The sequence below is a fragment of the Blastopirellula retiformator genome, assembly GCF_007859755.1.
In the GTDB taxonomy this organism is placed as follows: Bacteria; Planctomycetota; Planctomycetia; order Pirellulales; family Pirellulaceae; genus Blastopirellula; species Blastopirellula retiformator.
Genome location: NZ_SJPF01000002.1, coordinates 846,735 through 865,029, shown reverse-complemented (window position 1 = coordinate 865,029; position 18,295 = coordinate 846,735). Strand labels below are relative to the sequence as shown.

Below are 18,295 nucleotides of genomic sequence, written 5' to 3'. Positions count from 1 at the left end.
TGGGGCCGAGCAGGCCTTTGAAGGGGGCAGCGCGAAGCCTGCCAAGAGCGATGAGCCCGATCCGGCCGAGTTGTATGAGCAGATCGGACGACTGAAGGTCGAGCTGGAGTGGCTCAAAAAAAAAGTTGCCGAGAACTCGTGACGAGGCGCTGCGATGGATCGACCATGGTCACCCGAAACTCAGCGTTCGCAGGCAGTGTCAACTGCTGGGCGTTCAACGCTCGCAGTTGTACTACGAACCGGTTCCCGAGACGGCGGAAAACCTCGACTTGATGCAAAGGATCAACAAGCAGTACCTCCAGACGCCTTTCTGGGGCAGCCGCAACATGACCACCTTTTTGCATCAGCAAGGCTTCGCCGTCAATCGGAAGCGAACCCAGCGTTTGATGCGAATTATGGGGCTCAAAGGGCTCGCGCCGGGACCTTCCACAAGTCGACCAGCGCCGCATCATCCAATTTATCCGTACCTGCTGAGAGACGTGGTGATCAACCGCCCGAATCAGGTTTGGTCGAGCGACGTCACGTACATTCCGATGCGGCATGGATATCTGTATCTGGTCGCGGTGATGGATTGGTTCAGCCGTTACGTTTTGTCGTGGCGATTGTCGAACAGCATGGACGTCGAGTTCTGCGTAGCCGCCTTGGACGAGGCGTTGGATCAAGGAACGCCGGAGATTTTCAACACGGATCAAGGAGCTCAATTCACCAGTCGCCAGTATACGGATCGATTGAAGTCCAGCGCGATCGAGATCAGCATGGACGGTCGCGGCCGGGCGTTGGACAACGTTTTCATCGAAAGGTTATGGAGAAGCGTGAAATACGAAGACATCTACCTCAAGCATTACGAGTCAGGCGCCGATTGTCAGAAAGGACTGACTCGGTATTTCAAATTCTATAGCCACGAACGTCCTCATCAGTCGCTGGGCAATCGAACCCCATGGGCGGTCCACACCAGCCAGCGACGGGGAGCCAAGGTATCCACCTAAGCAACTCGCTCCCGTGGTCCGAAAACTGGGGTCCACTTCACGGCTCACAGCGCTTATCACTATGGACTAATGGTCACGGAAGATGCATGGGGAAATATTACATGGGACATCCTCGGTTACACGGACTACTACTAATGAAGGTTATACTGCGTAAACGGAGTAGTGCCTTGAGGATTGCCGCACGGCGATTGCGCCATGATGGGCAATCTGCGATAATCCGGCAAATACGTCTTGGCGATTTCGCGACGTCCGTTTCGCCGCCAGGCGTTCGCTTTGCAGGGAGGTCTTCCGCATGTCTTCTTCGGCCGCTTCGATTCAACAGCACTTTGCCGACCTGACCGATCCGCGCACGCGGAAGGTGACTTATCCGCTGGTCAACATCGTCACGATGTCGCTCTGCGCGGTGCTCGGCGGGGCGGACGATTTTGTCGCCATCGCCGATTGGGCGGAGGATAAGAAGGAGTGGCTTTCGAAGTTTCTCGACATGAGCAGCGGCGTCCCTTCGCATGATCGTTTCAACGCGATTCTCGGCGCGCTGAAGCCGGCCGAGTTCGAGAAGTGTTTGCTGAGTTGGATCACGGCGCTGCAAGAGATCACCGACGGACAAATCATCGCGATCGACGCCAAGACGTTGCGGCGCGGTTTCGACGCCGCCAGCAGCAAGGCGGCGATTCACATGGTCAGCGCCTGGGCGACCGCTAATCATGTGAGCCTCGGTCAAGTGGCGACCGACGCCAAGAGTAACGAGATCACGGCGATTCCGAAATTGCTCGAAATCATCGAGGTTTCCGGCTGTTTGGTGACGATCGACGCGATGGGTTGTCAGAAAGAGATCGCCGCCAAGATCGTCGACGCAGGCGGCGATTATTGCCTGGCGATCAAAGGAAATCAGCGTTATCTGCATCAAGCGATTCGCGATCACTTCGTCGCCGCGATGGAAATCGACTTCAAGAAGCTGAAAGTTCATCGTCACGAAACGCACGAGAAAGGGCATGGCCGCGAGGAGTCGCGCTACTATTATCTCTGCCCGATCGATGCGGATGATTTTCCGTACGCGAGCAAGTGGAAGAGCCTGAAGGCGATCGGCATGACGATCAACATCGTCAAGCAAAACGGCAAAGAGACAAGCGACGTCCGCTACTATATCGTTAGCAAATACCTCACGGGAAAACGCTTCGCCGAAGCGGTCCGTGGTCACTGGGGTATCGAGAACAGTTTGCATTGGCAACTCGACGTAACGTTCAGCGAGGACCAAAGCCGCATCCGCAAAGGACACGCCGACATCAACTTCAGCCTGCTAAGAAGAACGAGCCTGAGCCTCTTGAAGAACAACAAAACAGCCAAGGTGGGCGTGAAGAACAAGCGGCTAAAAGCGGGTCGGAACGACGCCTATCTGCTGGAAGTGTTGCTGGGGACGTGATTTATGGTGCGATCGCCGTGCTTCTCGTGGCGGTTAAAGGGTAGTTTGTGCGCGAGCAGAGAGCCTGGCGGACGACGGGCCTCGTCGTCTGGACGGGGTTACGTTTCGTTTTCTAACTGCCTGTTGAAAAATGCCATCGTGGCATTTTTCAACCTCGCCAGGCTCAGAGCGTAGCTCTTCGCGGCTCGCAAATTAACGACTTACGTCGCTATTTGGGGATCGCATCCCTGCGATCCAGCAGCCCGTTGAGAAAATCAACGGACTGCTAAGGCGTTCGGCGGCGTTTCTGAAGTACACTGGGGGGAGGGCGACTGTTCGAATTCGTGGGGCGGTCGCGCGAGCTGCGTCCCGTATAGCACTCGGTCCCTTTGTTGAATTTCGCGGCGTAGAACGCTCTAATGTCCACTCTCCCATCGCTTTGCCCCCCCGCTGGAGTTTCTCGTATGTACTTCCGGTACGTCCCGGCAGCCGTGCGGCAGTTGGTATTGACCAGCGTCGTCGCGTCGCTGCTTGTTTCCGCTGTTCTCGCCCAGGGGCGTGGTCGCCCAGGCGGACAATCGCAAGCTTCTCCCGATTCAACGGTCCAAGATCCGCGGCTGATGAAATTCCAGCGCGAGTTTGTCGAGAAGGCGGAAGATTTGGGGGACGAGTATGCCCGTAAGCAGGATTGGGCGAAAGCGAAAGCGGTCTTCGCCGAGATCTTGAAACTGGCGCCGCAATACAAGACAGCCCAAGAAAAGATGGATGCGATCAATCGCAATTTGATCGGGTCGAACCGGAAGTCGCTGGTGATCAGCGCCAACGGCGACTGGCGCGACACTGGAATCAACGTGCAGCAAGGGGCGCTGTTGCGGATCGCGGCCGAGGGGAAATGGACGTTTGTTTTCGAAGGAGACGCCGACGGCGTCGAGCCGCCGCGCGAACTGCGCGATCTGAAACTGGGAAGCCTGGTCGGCTATATCGCCAACCCGGGCGACAAGAAGCCGAAACCGTTTTCGATCGGCAAGTCGCGTGAGTTTAACGCCCCAGCGACCGGGCGGTTGTTTCTGAAGATGTTCGACGTCAACAATTCTGACAATCAAGGAACGATGGCGGTCGAAATCGGCGGCGAGTTCGAATAAGTCATCCTCATGAGTGAGCAACCTGTAGAGGGCGCCGGCGGACTCGCCACGTTCGGACGTTGGGCTGGGTTGGCGATTGCGATCGGGCTGATTGTGGCGCCTTATTTCGGCGGCGAACTGCGACCCGGCGAACCCAAGCTGAATTATATGGCCGGGATCACCGCGCTGATGGCCGTTTGGTGGGTGACCGAAGCGCTGCCAATGGCGGCGACGGCGCTCGTGCCGCTGGCGCTGATGCCGCTGCTTGGCATTGAGTCGATGGCGGACGTGTCGGCCAGCTACGGCAGTCGTTTCATCTACCTCTTCCTCGGCGGCTTTCTGATCGCCCTGGCGGTCGAGGAAAGCGGACTGCATCGCCGGTTGGCGCTGTCGATCGTCTACTCGGTGGGAGATCGGCCGCGGCGAATCGTGCTGGGCTTTATGATCGCGACTGCCGCGCTGTCGATGTGGATTTCCAATACGGCGACGACGCTGTTGATGTTGCCGATCGCGGCGAGCATCTTGACCCGCGTTGATGCGGGAAAGATGAGTCTCGAGCGACGCGTCAATCTAGGAGCGGCGCTGATGCTGGGCATCGCCTACGCGGCGAGTATCGGCGGCGTCGCGACGATTGTCGGAACGCCTCCGAACATCGCCTTCAAAGGTTTTTACGACAGTACCTTTCCTAATGCCGAGCCGGTCAGTTTTCTCAGCTGGATGATTCTGGCCTTGCCCTTCTCGTTGGGATTCTTGGCGATCGGCTGGGGATTGATGACCTATTGGATCTTTCCGTGCGGATCAGACGCTTCGATCGGCGGGCGCGAGGTGATTAACGAAGAACTAGAAAAGCTGGGATCGATGTCGGCGGCCGAGTGGCGCGTTGGCGCCGTTTTTACGATCACGGCGCTACTGTGGATCTTGCGCCAGCCGGTGAAAGGTTGGGGTTGGGGACCGCTGCTGGACAACAAGTTTGTCGACGACGGCACTGCGGCGATCTTGATGGCACTTTGTTGCTTTTTCCTGCCAAGCGGCAAAGTGGACGGTAGCCGACTGCTGAACTGGAAATCGACGACCCGCATTCCGTGGGGCGTTTTGCTGCTGTTTGGCGGCGGCGTGGCGCTCGCCGGCGGTTTGGAAGAGACGGGGCTGGATCGCTACTTGGGGGATCGGCTCGCCGCGGCGATGGAGGGGCTGCCTCCGTTGGCGATGGCGGCGCTGACCGCCAATGGGATGATTTGGCTGACCGAGCTGACCTCGAACCTGGCGAGCGTCGAAATGCTCAATCCGGTGTTGGCCAGCACGGCGGAGCAACTGCAGGTCAGCCCTTTGCTGCTGTTGATTCCCTCGACGTTGGCGGCCAGCTGCGCCTTCATGATGCCGGTCGCGACCCCCCCCAACGCGATCGTCTATAGCTCGGGACGCGTGACGATGCGGCAGATGGTGAAGGCGGGCTTCGTCTTGAATCTCGTCTCTCTGGCGCTGATCGTGCTGGTGATCTCGACCATCGGGCCGCTGGTGTTTAGTTCGTTGAAGATGTGATCTCCGCCCTATTGGGGGCGAGTTTGTCGCGGCGGCGGACCGTTGTTATCCTAAGTAGTTCTGATTCCTTCGCTTCTCCTTTTCGCGTGAGAAAACTGATCATGAAACGCGCCCTCTGTTTGTCTGTGTTCGCCCTGTTGGCCCTTGTGGTGGTCGCTATGAATACTCCTTCGTACGCCGACGATGCGGCGCAACCTGAAAAGCTGCTGCGGCACGTCGTCTGTTTCAAGTTCAAGGAAGATGCGAAGCCGGCCGACAAGCAGGCGGTCGAAAAGGCGTTCGCCGCACTGCCGAGCAAGATCGAGCAAATCGCCGATTTTGAATGGGGCACCAACAACAGCCCCGAGATGCTCGCACAAGGCTACACCCACTGCTTCCTGGTTACCTTCAAGAGCGAAGCGGATCGCGAAGCCTATTTGCCTCACCCGGCCCACAAAGAATTTGTCGAACTGCTGATGCCCCACTTGGATGAAGCGTTCGTGATTGACTACTGGGCTTCGAAGTAGCTGACCATGCGACCTACTGGTTCCGTTCAATTTGACAACTCCGGCCGCGTGGTGCTTGTGACCGGAGGCGCCGGAGGTATCGGGTTGGCGATCTGTCAGGCCTTCGCCGCTTCGGGCGCCACCGTTTATGCGGTCGACGTCGCCGAGCCCGAGGGAGAACTGCCGGCCAAGCTGATCTCCGGCGACGTCTCGAAGCGGGAAGAATGCCGCCGCGTAATCGCCCAGGTAGTCGAAGAGGCGGGGGCGATTGACGTGCTGGTCAACAACGCCGCGATCCAGCCGCCTGCGTCTTATAAAGCGATCGACGAGTTGTCGACCGAGACCTGGGACAAGATGGTGGCGATCAATCTCTCCGGATACGCCTATATGGCGATGGAAACGGCGGCTGTCATGCGGAAGCAGCAGAGCGGGGTGATCGTCAACATGGCGAGCGCCCAGGCGCATCGAACCGCTCGCGAAGTGCCGGCCTATGGGCCGATCAAAGCGGCCAATGTGATGCAGGCCAAACAATGGGGAGTTGAACTGGCGCGCGAAGGTGTGCGGGTCGTATCGGTTTCTCCTGGAGCGGTGGGAACTCCGCTATTGCGGGCGTCGCTCGCTCAGCAAGGAGGCGAAGAGTCGTTGGCCAATCGTCATCCGCTAGGGCGGATCGGCGAACCGCCGGAAATTGCGGCGGCGGTGCTTTGGTTAGCAAGCGAAGGAGCCTCCTTCATAACCGCTACAGATATCGAGGTCGATGGTGGGTTGGGCGCATTTGCCGCTTTTGCCGACCCTTTTTCCGTTGCCACCCTGCCTGGGAAGAACGACTGCTGAAATCGATACATCCGGCGCGACTCGCACTTGGGCGATCTTATTGTTCGGTTATGCCGTCTGTGCCCGATGAACGCGACATAACGAGAGTGCTTTTTCTTCTCCCATTGTCGCGGATGGCTTTAATGTCGAAGTTTACGAATAAGCTTGCTAGCGCGGTCGCAGCGGGCCTTTCCCTGTTTGGCGCCACGACGCTCGTTTCGCCAGTTCTCGCTCAAGACACCTATTTCAGCAGCTACGCCGCCGAGCAATACGCGGCGTCGCCCCAAGACGATTTCAGTCGTCGGCTTATGGATCTCGAGCGACGGATCGACCAACTCGACGCGGCGCCTCCGCAAATGGCGCCGCCGGCTCCGGCCAGTGCGATGCCAAACATGCAGAGCATCCAAAATGTGCCGGCTGGCAACGTTTCGCATCTGTTGGAGCGGATTGAACGACTGGAGGCCAACCAAAACGCTCAGACGGCGATTCTTGAGAAGGCGGCCACTTACGAGCCGCCAACCAAGCCGACGTTCAAGATCGGCGGTCGCGTCCACCTCGATACGTGGGATTTCCCGACAAATACGCCGGGGATTGGGTTCTTCGAGAATCCATCGACAGGGAACGACCCCGATAATCGTTGGGCTTTCCGTCGTCTCCGGATCGAAATGAAGGGGGACATCTTCGAAACGATGGAGTGGCGGATGCAGGTCGACTTTGCCGATCCGTCGGAACCTGCGATCAAAGACGCCTACCTGGGATGGAATGAACTGCCCGGCAACACGACCGTCTTGTTGGGCAACCAGAAGCGTCCGCTTGGTTTGGATCACTTGAATAGCTCGCGATTCAACATCTTCATGGAGCGCCCGCTGGTGGTGGAAGCGTTCAATGAGGACGCTCGTCGCCTGGGGCTTTGTGTTTACAGCTACTCCGATGATGAAATGTACAACTGGCGGTACGGCATCTTCAATCTCGAGAACATCTCGCAGAGCGGCGCCTACATCGGCGACGCGTTCCAAGGCAGCGGCAACGCCCGCCTGGCGAGCAGCCCTTGGTATGACTATTCCTCAGGCGGTCGCGGTTGGTACCACTGGGCGATCGCGGGTATGGTCGCTAATCCCGATGGCGACGCCCTCTCGACGGCGCCCAATAGCAACGAAGCCCGCTTTCGGACGCGTCCCGAAGCACGCTCCAGCAACCGCTGGATCAATACGGACCGGATCGCGGATTGTCACTGGTACGAAATCCTCGGCGTTGAATCGATGCTGAACGTTGGCGCCTGGAACTTCTGCGGCGAATACCAGGTCAACTGGCTGCAACGCGACGCTGGACGTTCGGACCTCAACTTCCATGGCGGTTACTTGCAGGTCGGCTATTTCCTGACCGGCGAGCACATGGTCTTGGATCGCAAGAGCGGTACGCTGAGTCGCGTTCAGCCGTACGAGAACTTCTTCCTGGTGCCCGATTGCTACGGCGGTTGCGGCGGAGGTTGGGGCGCCTGGCAGGTGGCGGCTCGCATCTCGTACTTGGACCTGACCGATCAAGATATCCAGGGTGGTCTGGAGACGAACGCGACGCTCGGCCTGAACTGGTACTGGACTTCGCACTCGAAGATGCAGTTTAACGCCATCTACGGCGACATCAGCGAACATGCTCCGGTCAATGGATACACGGGAGGCAACTTCTGGATTCTCGGTTGCCGGTTCATGGTCGACTTCTAAACCCAACAGGCGAATCGTACCTAACAACAAACAATCGCTACGGCGAACGATAAAAAGGAAGAAACAGAATGCGACGGATTGCGATCTTTATGATAATTGCGGTGTTGGCGACGACCGCCGCCACGAGCAACGCAGGCGAAATGATGGGCGGGGGCTGCGGCCGCCCGACCGCGCATGGTCCCTGCTGCTGCGATCATCCCTGCGTCGAGTGCGCCCCCTTCCTGCTCAAGAAATCGTGCGAGGAAGAAAAGAAGACCTGCTGGACGACGCGCTGCAAGCAAGTCGAGATTCCCCCGGTCCGCTTTCCGTGGGAGAAGTCGGACTGCTGCGGTTGCGAACCGCCGCTGGTGAAGTGCGGCAAGGTGCGAACCGTTCGCACTCTGTGGCAAAACGAATACAAAGAGCCGACGCCGAAGTACGAATGGATTCGGACTTGCCTGAAGTCGTGCATCCCGGGTTGCTCGTCGGCCCCGGCGACCGACCAGCCGCCGGTTCCGTCGGCCGTCGATCCGGGCGCCGCTCCGGTTCCGCCGCAACCGATCGCTGAGCCGCCGGTCAGCGCTGGCGTATCGCGTCGGTATGACATCGTACCGAGCGGACATATCGTGCCGGTTCTGTTGCCGGCGCTGACGGAATAAGCCAACTCCAAATGGGACGATTCGATAGTTTTGCTGTGGGCGACGTCACGTTGGTCAGGGCAAGCCTATCGATGGTCAAGAAAAACGGCGCTTCCCAAGAATTCATCTTCGAGCGATTCTCGCTCTATCCCTTGCCGCGACAATCCTTAAGTCGCGGCGGCCGGTTAACGGCTTGCGGGAATACGACTTGACTTTGGACCTCGCAACACCGTAAATAACAGTATATGATTCTGGCGGGGGCACACCGTATCCCTCGTTTTTTCGGCCCAAGTCATCATGACACAAGGGAGCCCGATGAGACGCGATGCGAAAAACGCTCCTCTAGCGCTGACTCCTCTCTTGATGATGTTACTGGCGATGATCGTTGGTTCGATCGCACCATCACGATCGTTGCGTGAGCAAGAGACCGAAACCTCGCGTGAGGTCGAAGTCGTTCTACTAGAGCAATTGGTCTCGGCCGAGTTCCGTCCCAAGGTCGACGTCGGCGATCAATCGGCTGATCTGTTGTCGGCCTCGTTGCCGCGTCACGTTTCGCGAACTACGTCCAACGCGATCAGTCGTGAGCGGAGCGGGTGGAACGGTCTTGGCGCTGCCCTTCGGCTCTAAATCTGCGTCTCTTCTTCGCCCGGTTCTGGGTGCGCGTTTGAAACTTGATTCAAGCGCGGCTGCTATCGTCTTCGCCGACTGTTGCGCTAGTCGCCCGTAAATGGACTTCAGCGTCTAGTCGTTGCGCATCGCGGCTGAGTTCACCTTCTTTGACCCTGCAACTGGCGCGCATTGGTGCGCCGAGAGAATACGCAAGGTATGCAAAAACTCGTTCAAGGCATCCGCCAATTCCAACAAACCGAATATTCGCGGAAAGAGTCGCTCTTCGCGGAACTCGCCACGGGGCAAGCGCCTCCCACGATGTTCATTACCTGCAGCGATTCGCGCGTCGATCCGAATCTGATCACCGGCAGCGATCCGGGAGATCTGTTCGTGCTGCGAAACGCGGGGAACATGATCCCGTATCAAGACGCAGCAAGCGGCGAGGTCGCGACGATCGAATACGCCGTCCAGGCGCTCAATGTCCAACATATCGTCGTCTGCGGTCATTCGCAGTGCGGCGCCATGAAGGCGACGCTCGATCCAGCCTCGTGCAATTCGCTTCCCTCTGTAGCCGAATGGCTGAAGAACTCCAAAGACGTGGTCCAGCGGACAACTCGTCGTCATGGTGAGCAATCGCCCGAGCGAATGCTGGAATTGGTGATTCAGGAAAACGTCCGCATGCAGCTAGAAAACCTGCAATCGCTGGAATTTGTCGCGGCTGCGCTGGCCGAAGGGAGACTGCAGCTTCATGGTTGGACTTACGACATCGGCAAGGGAGCGGTGGAATCGCTGCAGCCCGAGCCGAACGAGTTCGTGTCGGTATTTGACGCCGGCCAATATCAGGTAGATGAGTCGACGGCAGGACTGTCCTAGTCGATTCGGCTCGATCCAATTTGGCATGTGAGGGCGCAGGGCGATGACAAGCGATTTGAAGAATCCGGGTTTTTTTCGTTGGACGACGATCCGCAACGACATTTTCCCGTCGATTGTGGTTTTCCTGGTGGCGCTGCCCCTTTGCCTAGGGATTGCCATTGCATCGGGCGCGCCTCCGGCGGCCGGCCTGATCAGCGGGATTGTCGGCGGATTGGTGGTCGGATTCATTTCGGGGTCGCCGCTCCAGGTCAGCGGACCGGCGGCGGGATTGACCGTCATCGTCTACGGCCTGTTTGAAAAATACGACATCCAGTTGGTGCTGTTGACCATTGTGTTGGCCGGTTTAATGCAGATCGCTGCGGGATCCTTGAAGTTGGGGCAGTGGTTCCGCGCGGTCTCGCCGGCCGTGGTCAAAGGCATGTTGGCTGGAATTGGCGTGCTGATTTTTTGCAGTCAGTTTCACATCATGATCGACGACAAGCCTCGGAAAGGGCTGGAAGTCGGCGGCGTGCATTTGGAGGCGGGGCTGGCGAATCTATTGACGTTGCCGCAAGCGTTTGCCCGCGTTTTTGCGTTCGACGAATCGAAGTCGCATCACCTGGCGGCGGCCCTCGGTCTGTTTACGATCACCGTGATCGTTTGTTGGAAGGCGGCGCCCAGAAAGTGGCAGTTGATTCCAGGACCGCTTTTGGGCGTGTTAGCGGCGACGTTGATCTCGGAGTTTTTCGACGTGCCGATTCTGCGCTTGGACGCCAGTATTCCGGAGAGCTTCCTCAGCAGTTTCGTTTTTCCCGATTTCGCGGCTTGGGCTGCGGCGCCGATTGGCGCGATCCTGGCGTCGGCCGCCGGTCTGGCGTTGGTCGCGAGCGCCGAAACGTTGTTGTGCGCTACTGCCGTCGACCAAATACATGATGGACAGCGGACCAACTATGATCGCGAACTGCTCGCCCAAGGAGTCGGCAATTCGGTCTGCGGATTGATCGGCGGGTTGCCAATTACCGGCGTGATCGTTCGTAGTGCGGCGAATGTTGGGGCAGGGGGGAAGTCGCGCTGGTCGGCGATCATGCATGGTGCCTGGCTGTTACTCTTTGTCGCCTTCCTCCCGTTTCTGTTGAAGCAGATTCCGGTCGCGTGCCTGGCGGCGGTGTTGGTTTACACCGGCTACAAGCTGGTGAATCCGGCCTCGATCCGCGAGTTGGCGCGTTATGGGAAGAGCGAGGTTTTCATCTACTTCGCCACGATGGTGATGATCGTCACGACCGACTTGCTGATCGGCGTGCTGACCGGCATCGTTCTAGCCGCCTGCAAGTTGCTGTACATCTTCTCCCACTTGGAAATCCAGCGGGAGGAAGAGCCGGCGAATTCGCGGGTTACTTTGCGTTTGATCGGCACGGCCACTTTCATGCGACTGCCGGTGTTGGCGAAACAACTGGAGAGCGTGCCGGACGACAACGAACTGCATGTCAATCTCGATCGGTTGAGCTATATCGATCACGCTTGTCTTGACCTGCTGGTGAACTGGGAAAAGCAACATACCGCGAGTGGAGGAAGCCTGGTCGTCGACTGGGACGGTTTGGCGGCGCGCTTCTATCAGAAATACAGCGACAAACGGCGTTCGCCATCCGAAGTCGAGCCAGAGGCTTCGGGGCGAGAGAAGATCGAAAATGTGATAGGAACGAAGTAACTCTCGTGCATCTCAAGAAAGCCCCGTATTGGATCGGGCGGGGTTCTTATAAGGATTCTGCATTTCAATCATGAAGCATCTGCTAGTCCATTTATGCAATTCGAGTAAGCCGCAGTGGCTGATCGAGTCGGCGATCGAGTTGGCGACCCTTGCCCGAGCTCGACTGCGCGGCTATACGATCGTCGACACCCGGCATTTCTTGGAAAAGGCGGGGATGGAATCGTCTGGCTACGCCGGCGTCGAGGCGACACGTTTGGCGCTGGCCGAGCGCCGCCAAACCGAATCGCGGGAGACGTTTGTGTCGCAGTGTATTCGTCGCGAGGTTCCATGCGACGTTCGCGACCAACGAGGCGATCCCCTGGAACTGTTGGCGGACGAAGCCAAGTACCACGATCTGACGATTCTGTCTTGCGGCGGAAAGCGAAATATTCCCGAGTTGGGCCTTTCGCCGCAGGATCTGATCGAACTGGCGCAGCGGGTCGTGCAGCCGTTGTTGATCTTGCGACACGAACCGGCCTCCCTGAATCGCGTTTTACTGGTCTATGACGGCTCAAGCGCGGCGAGTCGGGCGATTCGTTCGTTCCTGTCGAACGCCTTCTTTTTGGGACGGGAGTTTCGACTGGTTTGCGTCGGTGAAGCGGCCGATCCGCAAGGCGGCGCCTATCGAGAAATGACGCAGTACTGTCAGTCGCGGATCGCAGCGATGGAGACCGGCCTGTTGCCCGGTTCACCGCTGAAGACCGTCACGCGGTACGCCCAGAAATGGGAAGCCGACTTGCTGGTTCTGGGAATTTCCCGCTCAGCCAACTGGTGGGGCAAGCCCTACGGCCAGCTTGCCAGCGACGTCTTACAACAAACCGAACTGCCAATTTACGCGTTCGCCTGAGTGGCGAATGTGGATTTGTGCGGTTACCGGAACAGGTTCTTATGGAAGCGGGCGACAAGAATGTCTCGATACGAATTTTGGTTAGAAGTATTCCGGCTCCGGGGATCGGCGGCGCCGCTGATCATCGGGCGGGTCATCGGCTTTACGCTGTTCTCGCAGATCGTCACCCTGTTGATGTCCTATCTGGAAGTCACGCATCTGCTGGCCAACTCGCACTATGAGTACATCGGCGCCGTCTTGGCGTTGTTGTTGGTGCTTAGAACCAACGCCGGCTATGACCGTTGGTACGAAGCCCGCAAGGTCTGGGGTGGTATCGTCAACCAGTCGCGCAACCTGGGATAAATGGGGGTGATCTACGGCCCAAAGGATCCGGCGTGGCGAGCCTCATACGTGCGATGGGTCGCGGCGTTTTCCGCGGTCTGCCGCCACAGCTTACGAGGACAAACGACCTATGAGGAGATCTCGGACTTGGTCCCGGTCGTCGGAAGAGTCGAGACGCAGCGGTTGGCGCAGGCGAATCATATGCCGATGTACGTTGTGCGGCGGGTCGGAGAGATGCTGCGCCAGGCGGTCGAGACCGGCGACATGGACCAATTCTTCTTTTTGAAGGCGGAAGATGAGCGTGCCCGGTTGATCGATCACATCGGCGCATGCGAGAGAATTCTGAAGACGCCGCTGGCGATCGCGTTCTCGATCAAGATTCGACGTTTCCTCTTCTTGTATTTGCTCTTCTTGCCGATGGCCCTGGTCGACTTTGTCGGCTGGTTTACCCCTTTGATGACGATCCTGATCGCTTATCCGCTGCTGTCGCTCGATCAGATCGGCGTCGAACTGCAAAATCCCTTCTGCCATCGTCGGTTGAATCACTTGCCGCTCGGCGATATCTCGAAAACGATCCGCGAGAACCTGCTGGCGTCGGTGGAAGAGCTGCCGGAAATGGTTCCGTTTGATGAAAACGACCGTAGCGACTTCGCCAATGGGGCTCCGAGAAATCCACGTAGCCTCCGAGGGTTCGCGGTGCACGCCACGACCAGCAGTTAGCCAACGCGGGTGCAAAAAGAAGCGGGGCGCTGATTCCAGGTTCAGCGCCCCGCATCTACGTTTCAAGCCTTTGGCGTTCGCGGCTTAGCCTTCGCCGAGCAACTCTTTGATCTTCTCAGTGATCGCTTTGGAGTTCGCATTGCCGAAGCCAACCTTGACCAGCGCGACCTTGCCTTCTTGGTTGATCAAAACCATGTGGGGAATGCCCATCACGGCGTAGTACTTCGACATGGCGCCTTCCGGATCGACGGCGACGACATGTTCCAGGTCGTACTTGGCCATGAACTTTTCGAGCATCGCTTGCTCGTCTTCCGGCGAGACCTTGCCGTCACGCGACGGTTCCGGCGAACCTTTTTCTTCGTTCCAGCCGTAGTTGTAGTAGCTAGTCACGCCGATGATCGTCAGCCCCTTGTCGCCGAACTCTTCGTTCAGTTCGTGCAGGTGAGGGAACGAAGCAATGCAGGGACCGCACCAGATGGCGAAGAAGTCGAGCAGGACGACCTTCCCTTTCAGTTCTTCATCGGTCAGCGGAGCGCCGTTGACCCAAGCTTGGGCCGAGAGAGGCATCGCCGGCTTGCCGATCAACTCGGCCAGTTTCCGCTCGCGTTCAATTTTCGGCGTCAGGCGGGTGAGCATTTTTTCCGCCCCTTCGATCGCCGCCTTGGCGTCATCCGTCTCCACCGATTCGGAAAGCGACTTTAGGTAAGCGAGTTGTTCGTCGAGCGCCTTTTCTCCTTTTTGCCAGTCCTCACTTACCAGCGTTGAGAGGTCGAGCATCGCTTTGCGACCGTACTTGCCGATCAAATCGGCGTTTTCCTTGTCGGCGTCCAGCTTGGCCTGCATGTCCTTGATCGAAATCTGCTGCAGTTCGAGCTGTTCGATCAGGGAGTCGAGCTGACTCGAGTATTGCTTGATTGTGGTGGTCGAACCTGGTTCAGTCGGCTCGAGTTTCGTCAGATTCGCTTTGACTTCCTCCAGCTTGGCGATGCCCGCTTTTGGGTCTTTCGATCCTTCTTTCATCGCCGCGGGGACCGTCGACTGCAAATAGGCGTTTAACGCTTGGCGGCTGTTCGGCTCGGCCTGCAGCGTTTCCAGCGGGCTGGTCGCCGCTTCCGTTTCTTCTGCGGCGGCTTCCTCGGCCGCAAAAAGCGGCGTTACGCAAGGCAAAGCGGCCAGCAGGAGGGCGGCCAGGGTGAAATGAGGAATCTTCATACGATGTCCTTTTGCGGTATGGAATAGCGGCGCCGAGTCGAACGATGCCCGACGCGTGGTGAAAGGCAAGCGCGGTATCTTAGCGATCGGGCGAGCGCTAGTCAGTGAACTCCGCAACACCCGTCATCTAGATGCAATTGTTATCCCCTAAGTGCCGTGATAACAATGAGAAGTTCAACGCTTTGCGCAAATCGCGGAAAGCGTCCCGGTTTCATACAACCAGGAGCAGTTTTCCCTTCTTGCAAGGGGTTCGGCGGGCAGTCTTAAGGTCGCCACTTGGTAACCGGCGGCAACATCCCATTCTCGTCGAGCGGAATCTCCAGCGGCTCGAACAACACCTCTAGCTCGTCCCGCGACTTCGCTTCGGCCAAAAACGCCTCGCTACAGACGATTTCGTCGATTGCCAGGGTGTGCGGAATCCACATCACGCGCGCTTCGTGCGGGGGACGGAGCCCAATCGTCACCAGGGCGTTTTCCAGGATCTCGCGGTCGGTGTCGTAGTGGATCGGAATCATCGCCGCAGTGACATGGCCCGAGGTCACGCTGTTGATGTTGGTGATGTTGCGGTCCATTTCGTCGACTAGCCGAGTCAGGCAGAATTCGGACATGCCGATGCCCGACGCGTTGCCGTGCGTTTCTTCGGTCAGGCCGCGCAACGCGATTCGCTTGATCCGCGGCTTTTCGTCACCCGTGGCGGCATGGTCGTTGAACTTGCGGCCGACGATGTTGGTGTCCATGCCGGCGCCGCTGATGTTCTTGCCAATCTCATCAACGATCAGCAGATCGGCTTCGTCAAAGGGCAATTTCGGCAACAGGCTGTTGGCCAGTCGCAGCAACTCGGGCTCACGCTGTTCGATCTGATCGGCCGGGACGCTGATGATATGTCCCGTTTCGTCGTAGCCATTTTCGATGATCGCCAGGCCGCAAAGGATGTTGCATTGGCTCAGGACTTCGCGGGCGACGCTTTGCACGATCTGGGTGAACGTGTTGTCCATGATCGCCTTGTGATAGACCTTGGCGCCGTTATGCTTGCCCAGGCCGATCAGCATCATCTTCATCAAACCGCTTTGGATTTCGCCAGTAAAGTCGGTATGCGCTTTGACGCGACCACAGACGACGACATGGTCCGCTTCGGACGCGTGCTTGTCGAAGTGAACGGGGAAACCTTCTTTCGCCTGGCAGACGATGATCGTCTCCATGCTGGCGCGGAGTTCGCAGCCGCAGTATTCGGGCGTGATGCCGTACGAGGCGAGAACCCCAAGTTGCCCTTCGGCGGTTCCGCCGCCATGACTACCCATCGCGGGAACGATATATGGCTTGGCGCCGATCTCCTTCAGATGATCGACGATCGCCTTGATGATCTCTTTGATGTTGGCGATGCCGCGGCTGCCGGCGGTGATGGCGACCGTTTCTCCCGGCTTTACCTTTTTGCTCAGTTCTAGCTTCGCCAGTTGGCTGTCGACTTCGCCGGGGATGTCGGCGACCAAGGGGCGGTGAAAGGTTTGACGCAGACGAAAGAGTTTCGGGAGTTGCATAAGACTGTGTGAGAGGGTGGAGCGGGCGGCCAAAATTCTATTCTACCGCCGAGAACAAAAGCCGTCGATTGACGTTCGGCCCCCAATTTGGGGGCCGCCTACTTTTGCGGCTGTAAAAAGAGATGCGGCTCCAACTCGGTGTAAAACATCGCGCTGGGGTCGATTCCGGCCGCCTTCATCGTCTCGATATGGCGTTTGACCGGGGGCGTTTCGCCCAATCGCGGCAGCACGACCAGCCAGATAAACGCGATCACGCCGACCGCGATCCCTAGGCGAAGCCATTGGCGCCGCCGATCGATCGACTCTGATTTTGCGTCTACGGAGAGGTTAGCTGCCGGCACTGAACATCTTCTCGAGATAGTCGCGGAATAGCCAGCCGAACATGACATAGGCCATCAGCAAGGTGAGCAACAGGTTGAGCGTCTGCCCGCAGAGGTACAAAATCAGCGGTTTGCCACCCTTCAGGTAGACCGCCAATTCGCGGAAATTCGTTTCCAGGCCGATGCTGACGAAGGCCAGGCAGAAGAGCCAACCACGGAGCGCCTTGGTCATGTCCTTCATCGCCGCCACTTCGACCTCGCCGGTCGGCACAAAATAGGCGATCGCGGAGAAAACGACCGAAGCCGCGACAAAGCCGAGCACGAACTTCGGAAAGCGATACCAGATTTCCATCGCGCTGGGGCGGGCGCCATCTTTTCCCTTTTCGACGAACGCGACCCAATACAGGGCGACGCCAAACGCCACCACGCCGATCAACACGTTTTGAATCATCTTGACGGTGACCGCGACTTTCTCCGCTCGCTCGCCCAGGGCGTTACCAGCAGCGACCACGGCGCCGGTCGCGTCAATTGTGCCGCCGATCCAGGCGCCGCCGACCAGATCGTCGATGCCGAAAATCTTAATCAGCGCCGGTTGGACGACCATCATGATCACCGTAAACGCCAACGACATGCCGATCGCCAGCGACAGTTCTTCTTTCTTTGCGCGACAAGCGGCGCCGGTAGCGATGGCGGCCGAAACGCCGCAAACCGACATGTCGGCCGAAATCACCATGTTGAGCGATGGCGACGCGATTCGCAGAATCTTCTGACCAAAGATGAACGTGGTGATCAAAACGATCGGCGTCACGATCCACGCGACGGCGACGCCGGGGATCGATAGGGCGAACAGCTTGGCGAGCAGGACTTCGGCGCCCAACAGCACCAGGCCCGTCTTGATATAGAACTCGGTCAACACGGCCGGCTTCCACGACTGCGGCGTGCCGATCGTATTGCTGATGATCAGACCGACCACCAGGGCCCAAAGGGCATATTCGAGGTTGTAGTGCTTGATGACCTCCTGCGTTGACAGCAAATAGGCGAGCAGCGCCAGCGGAAAGACCGCGAGAAAACCGAGCGCGAACTTCGGGACCGATTTGCCCATGATCCACTGCGCCACTGAGAAGAGCGCCAAGATCGCCGCGCCGACCGCCAACATGCCCGGTACAAGCGACGTCCCCTTTTTGCTGAACGCATCGAGCGGGTTGGCCGCCCAAGATCCAGGTTTGACGATCCACGATTTCAGCGGACTGGTCGCTTCGACCGTCGCCGCGGCGCCATCTTCGCCGGGGGCCGAAACGACTTGAACGGATAGAAAGGCGACCGCCAGGATCAATGCGCCAAGCCAGATCGCCCACCAATCGTCTTTGGTGATCATCTCGCGAAGCAGCGGTTGACGTTCGTCGGCGGGCGCAGGGGGGGAAGATTCGCTCATCAGGTGTCGGCAACTCTAGGCGGGA

16 protein-coding genes and 1 pseudogene are annotated in these 18,295 nt (G+C 58.2%); 13 read left to right on the top strand and 4 right to left on the bottom strand.

Annotated features, from left to right (window positions below; translation table 11 throughout):
* Positions 1–125: 125 nt before the first annotated feature.
* The 13 genes and pseudogenes from Enr8_RS10895 (at position 126) to Enr8_RS10830 (ending at position 13,771) form a co-directional block, all read left to right on the top strand.
* Positions 126–986, top strand: a complete 861-nt coding sequence (locus tag Enr8_RS10895; protein ID WP_246120033.1) for an IS3 family transposase — start codon at positions 126–128, stop codon at positions 984–986.
* Between the two features lie 292 nt (positions 987–1,278).
* Positions 1,279–2,406, top strand: a complete 1,128-nt coding sequence (locus tag Enr8_RS10890) for an ISAs1 family transposase (protein WP_146431342.1) — start codon at positions 1,279–1,281, stop codon at positions 2,404–2,406.
* Between the two features lie 443 nt (positions 2,407–2,849).
* Positions 2,850–3,527: a hypothetical protein gene (locus Enr8_RS10885; protein WP_146431340.1), complete on the top strand. Its 678-nt coding sequence runs from the start codon at positions 2,850–2,852 to the stop codon at positions 3,525–3,527.
* Between the two features lie 9 nt (positions 3,528–3,536).
* Positions 3,537–5,045 (top strand): SLC13 family permease, encoded by a 1,509-nt coding sequence (locus Enr8_RS10880; protein ID WP_146431338.1) that lies wholly within the window; start codon positions 3,537–3,539, stop codon positions 5,043–5,045.
* Positions 5,046–5,203: 158 nt separating this feature from the next.
* The gene (locus Enr8_RS10875) at positions 5,204–5,551 is read left to right on the top strand and encodes a Dabb family protein (RefSeq protein WP_246120032.1); all 348 of its coding nucleotides are present in this window, start codon (positions 5,204–5,206) and stop codon (positions 5,549–5,551) included.
* A gap of 6 nt (positions 5,552–5,557) precedes the next feature.
* On the top strand, positions 5,558–6,364 hold the full coding sequence (locus Enr8_RS10870) for an SDR family NAD(P)-dependent oxidoreductase (RefSeq protein ID WP_146431334.1): 807 nt from the start codon (positions 5,558–5,560) through the stop codon (positions 6,362–6,364).
* Between the two features lie 122 nt (positions 6,365–6,486).
* Positions 6,487–8,061 carry an OprO/OprP family phosphate-selective porin gene (locus tag Enr8_RS10865; protein ID WP_246120031.1) on the top strand — a complete coding sequence of 525 codons (1,575 nt, stop codon included), beginning with the start codon at positions 6,487–6,489 and terminating at the stop codon, positions 8,059–8,061.
* Between the two features lie 68 nt (positions 8,062–8,129).
* Positions 8,130–8,699, top strand: a complete 570-nt coding sequence (locus tag Enr8_RS10860) for a hypothetical protein (RefSeq protein WP_146431332.1) — start codon at positions 8,130–8,132, stop codon at positions 8,697–8,699.
* Between the two features lie 294 nt (positions 8,700–8,993).
* Positions 8,994–9,305 carry a hypothetical protein gene (locus tag Enr8_RS10855; protein ID WP_146431331.1) on the top strand — a complete coding sequence of 104 codons (312 nt, stop codon included), beginning with the start codon at positions 8,994–8,996 and terminating at the stop codon, positions 9,303–9,305.
* 198 nt (positions 9,306–9,503) lie between these two features.
* Complete coding sequence (locus Enr8_RS10850; protein WP_146431329.1) at positions 9,504–10,160, top strand: carbonic anhydrase; 657 nt, start codon at positions 9,504–9,506, stop codon at positions 10,158–10,160.
* 43 nt (positions 10,161–10,203) lie between these two features.
* Positions 10,204–11,844 (top strand): SulP family inorganic anion transporter, encoded by a 1,641-nt coding sequence (locus Enr8_RS10845; protein ID WP_146431327.1) that lies wholly within the window; start codon positions 10,204–10,206, stop codon positions 11,842–11,844.
* Between the two features lie 70 nt (positions 11,845–11,914).
* Positions 11,915–12,730 carry a universal stress protein gene (locus Enr8_RS10840; protein ID WP_146431325.1) on the top strand — a complete coding sequence of 272 codons (816 nt, stop codon included), beginning with the start codon at positions 11,915–11,917 and terminating at the stop codon, positions 12,728–12,730.
* 60 nt (positions 12,731–12,790) lie between these two features.
* Positions 12,791–13,771: pseudogene (locus tag Enr8_RS10830) on the top strand (bestrophin family protein).
* Positions 13,772–13,855: 84 nt separating this feature from the next.
* Here the strand turns inward: Enr8_RS10830 and Enr8_RS10825 are convergent.
* The 4 genes from Enr8_RS10825 to Enr8_RS10810 form a co-directional block, all read right to left on the bottom strand.
* A complete protein-coding gene (locus tag Enr8_RS10825; RefSeq protein ID WP_146431318.1) occupies positions 13,856–14,983 on the bottom strand; it encodes a TlpA family protein disulfide reductase in 1,128 nt (375 codons plus the stop codon).
* Between the two features lie 263 nt (positions 14,984–15,246).
* A complete protein-coding gene (locus Enr8_RS10820) occupies positions 15,247–16,518 on the bottom strand; it encodes a nickel pincer cofactor-dependent isomerase, group 22 (RefSeq protein WP_146431315.1) in 1,272 nt (423 codons plus the stop codon).
* A gap of 98 nt (positions 16,519–16,616) precedes the next feature.
* The gene (locus tag Enr8_RS10815) at positions 16,617–16,859 is read right to left on the bottom strand and encodes a hypothetical protein (RefSeq protein ID WP_146431312.1); all 243 of its coding nucleotides are present in this window, start codon (positions 16,857–16,859) and stop codon (positions 16,617–16,619) included.
* Positions 16,846–18,270, bottom strand: a complete 1,425-nt coding sequence (locus Enr8_RS10810; RefSeq protein WP_146431310.1) for a YeiH family protein — start codon at positions 18,268–18,270, stop codon at positions 16,846–16,848. The genes Enr8_RS10815 and Enr8_RS10810 overlap by 14 nt, the downstream gene beginning before the upstream one ends.
* Positions 18,271–18,295: the final 25 nt, after the last annotated feature.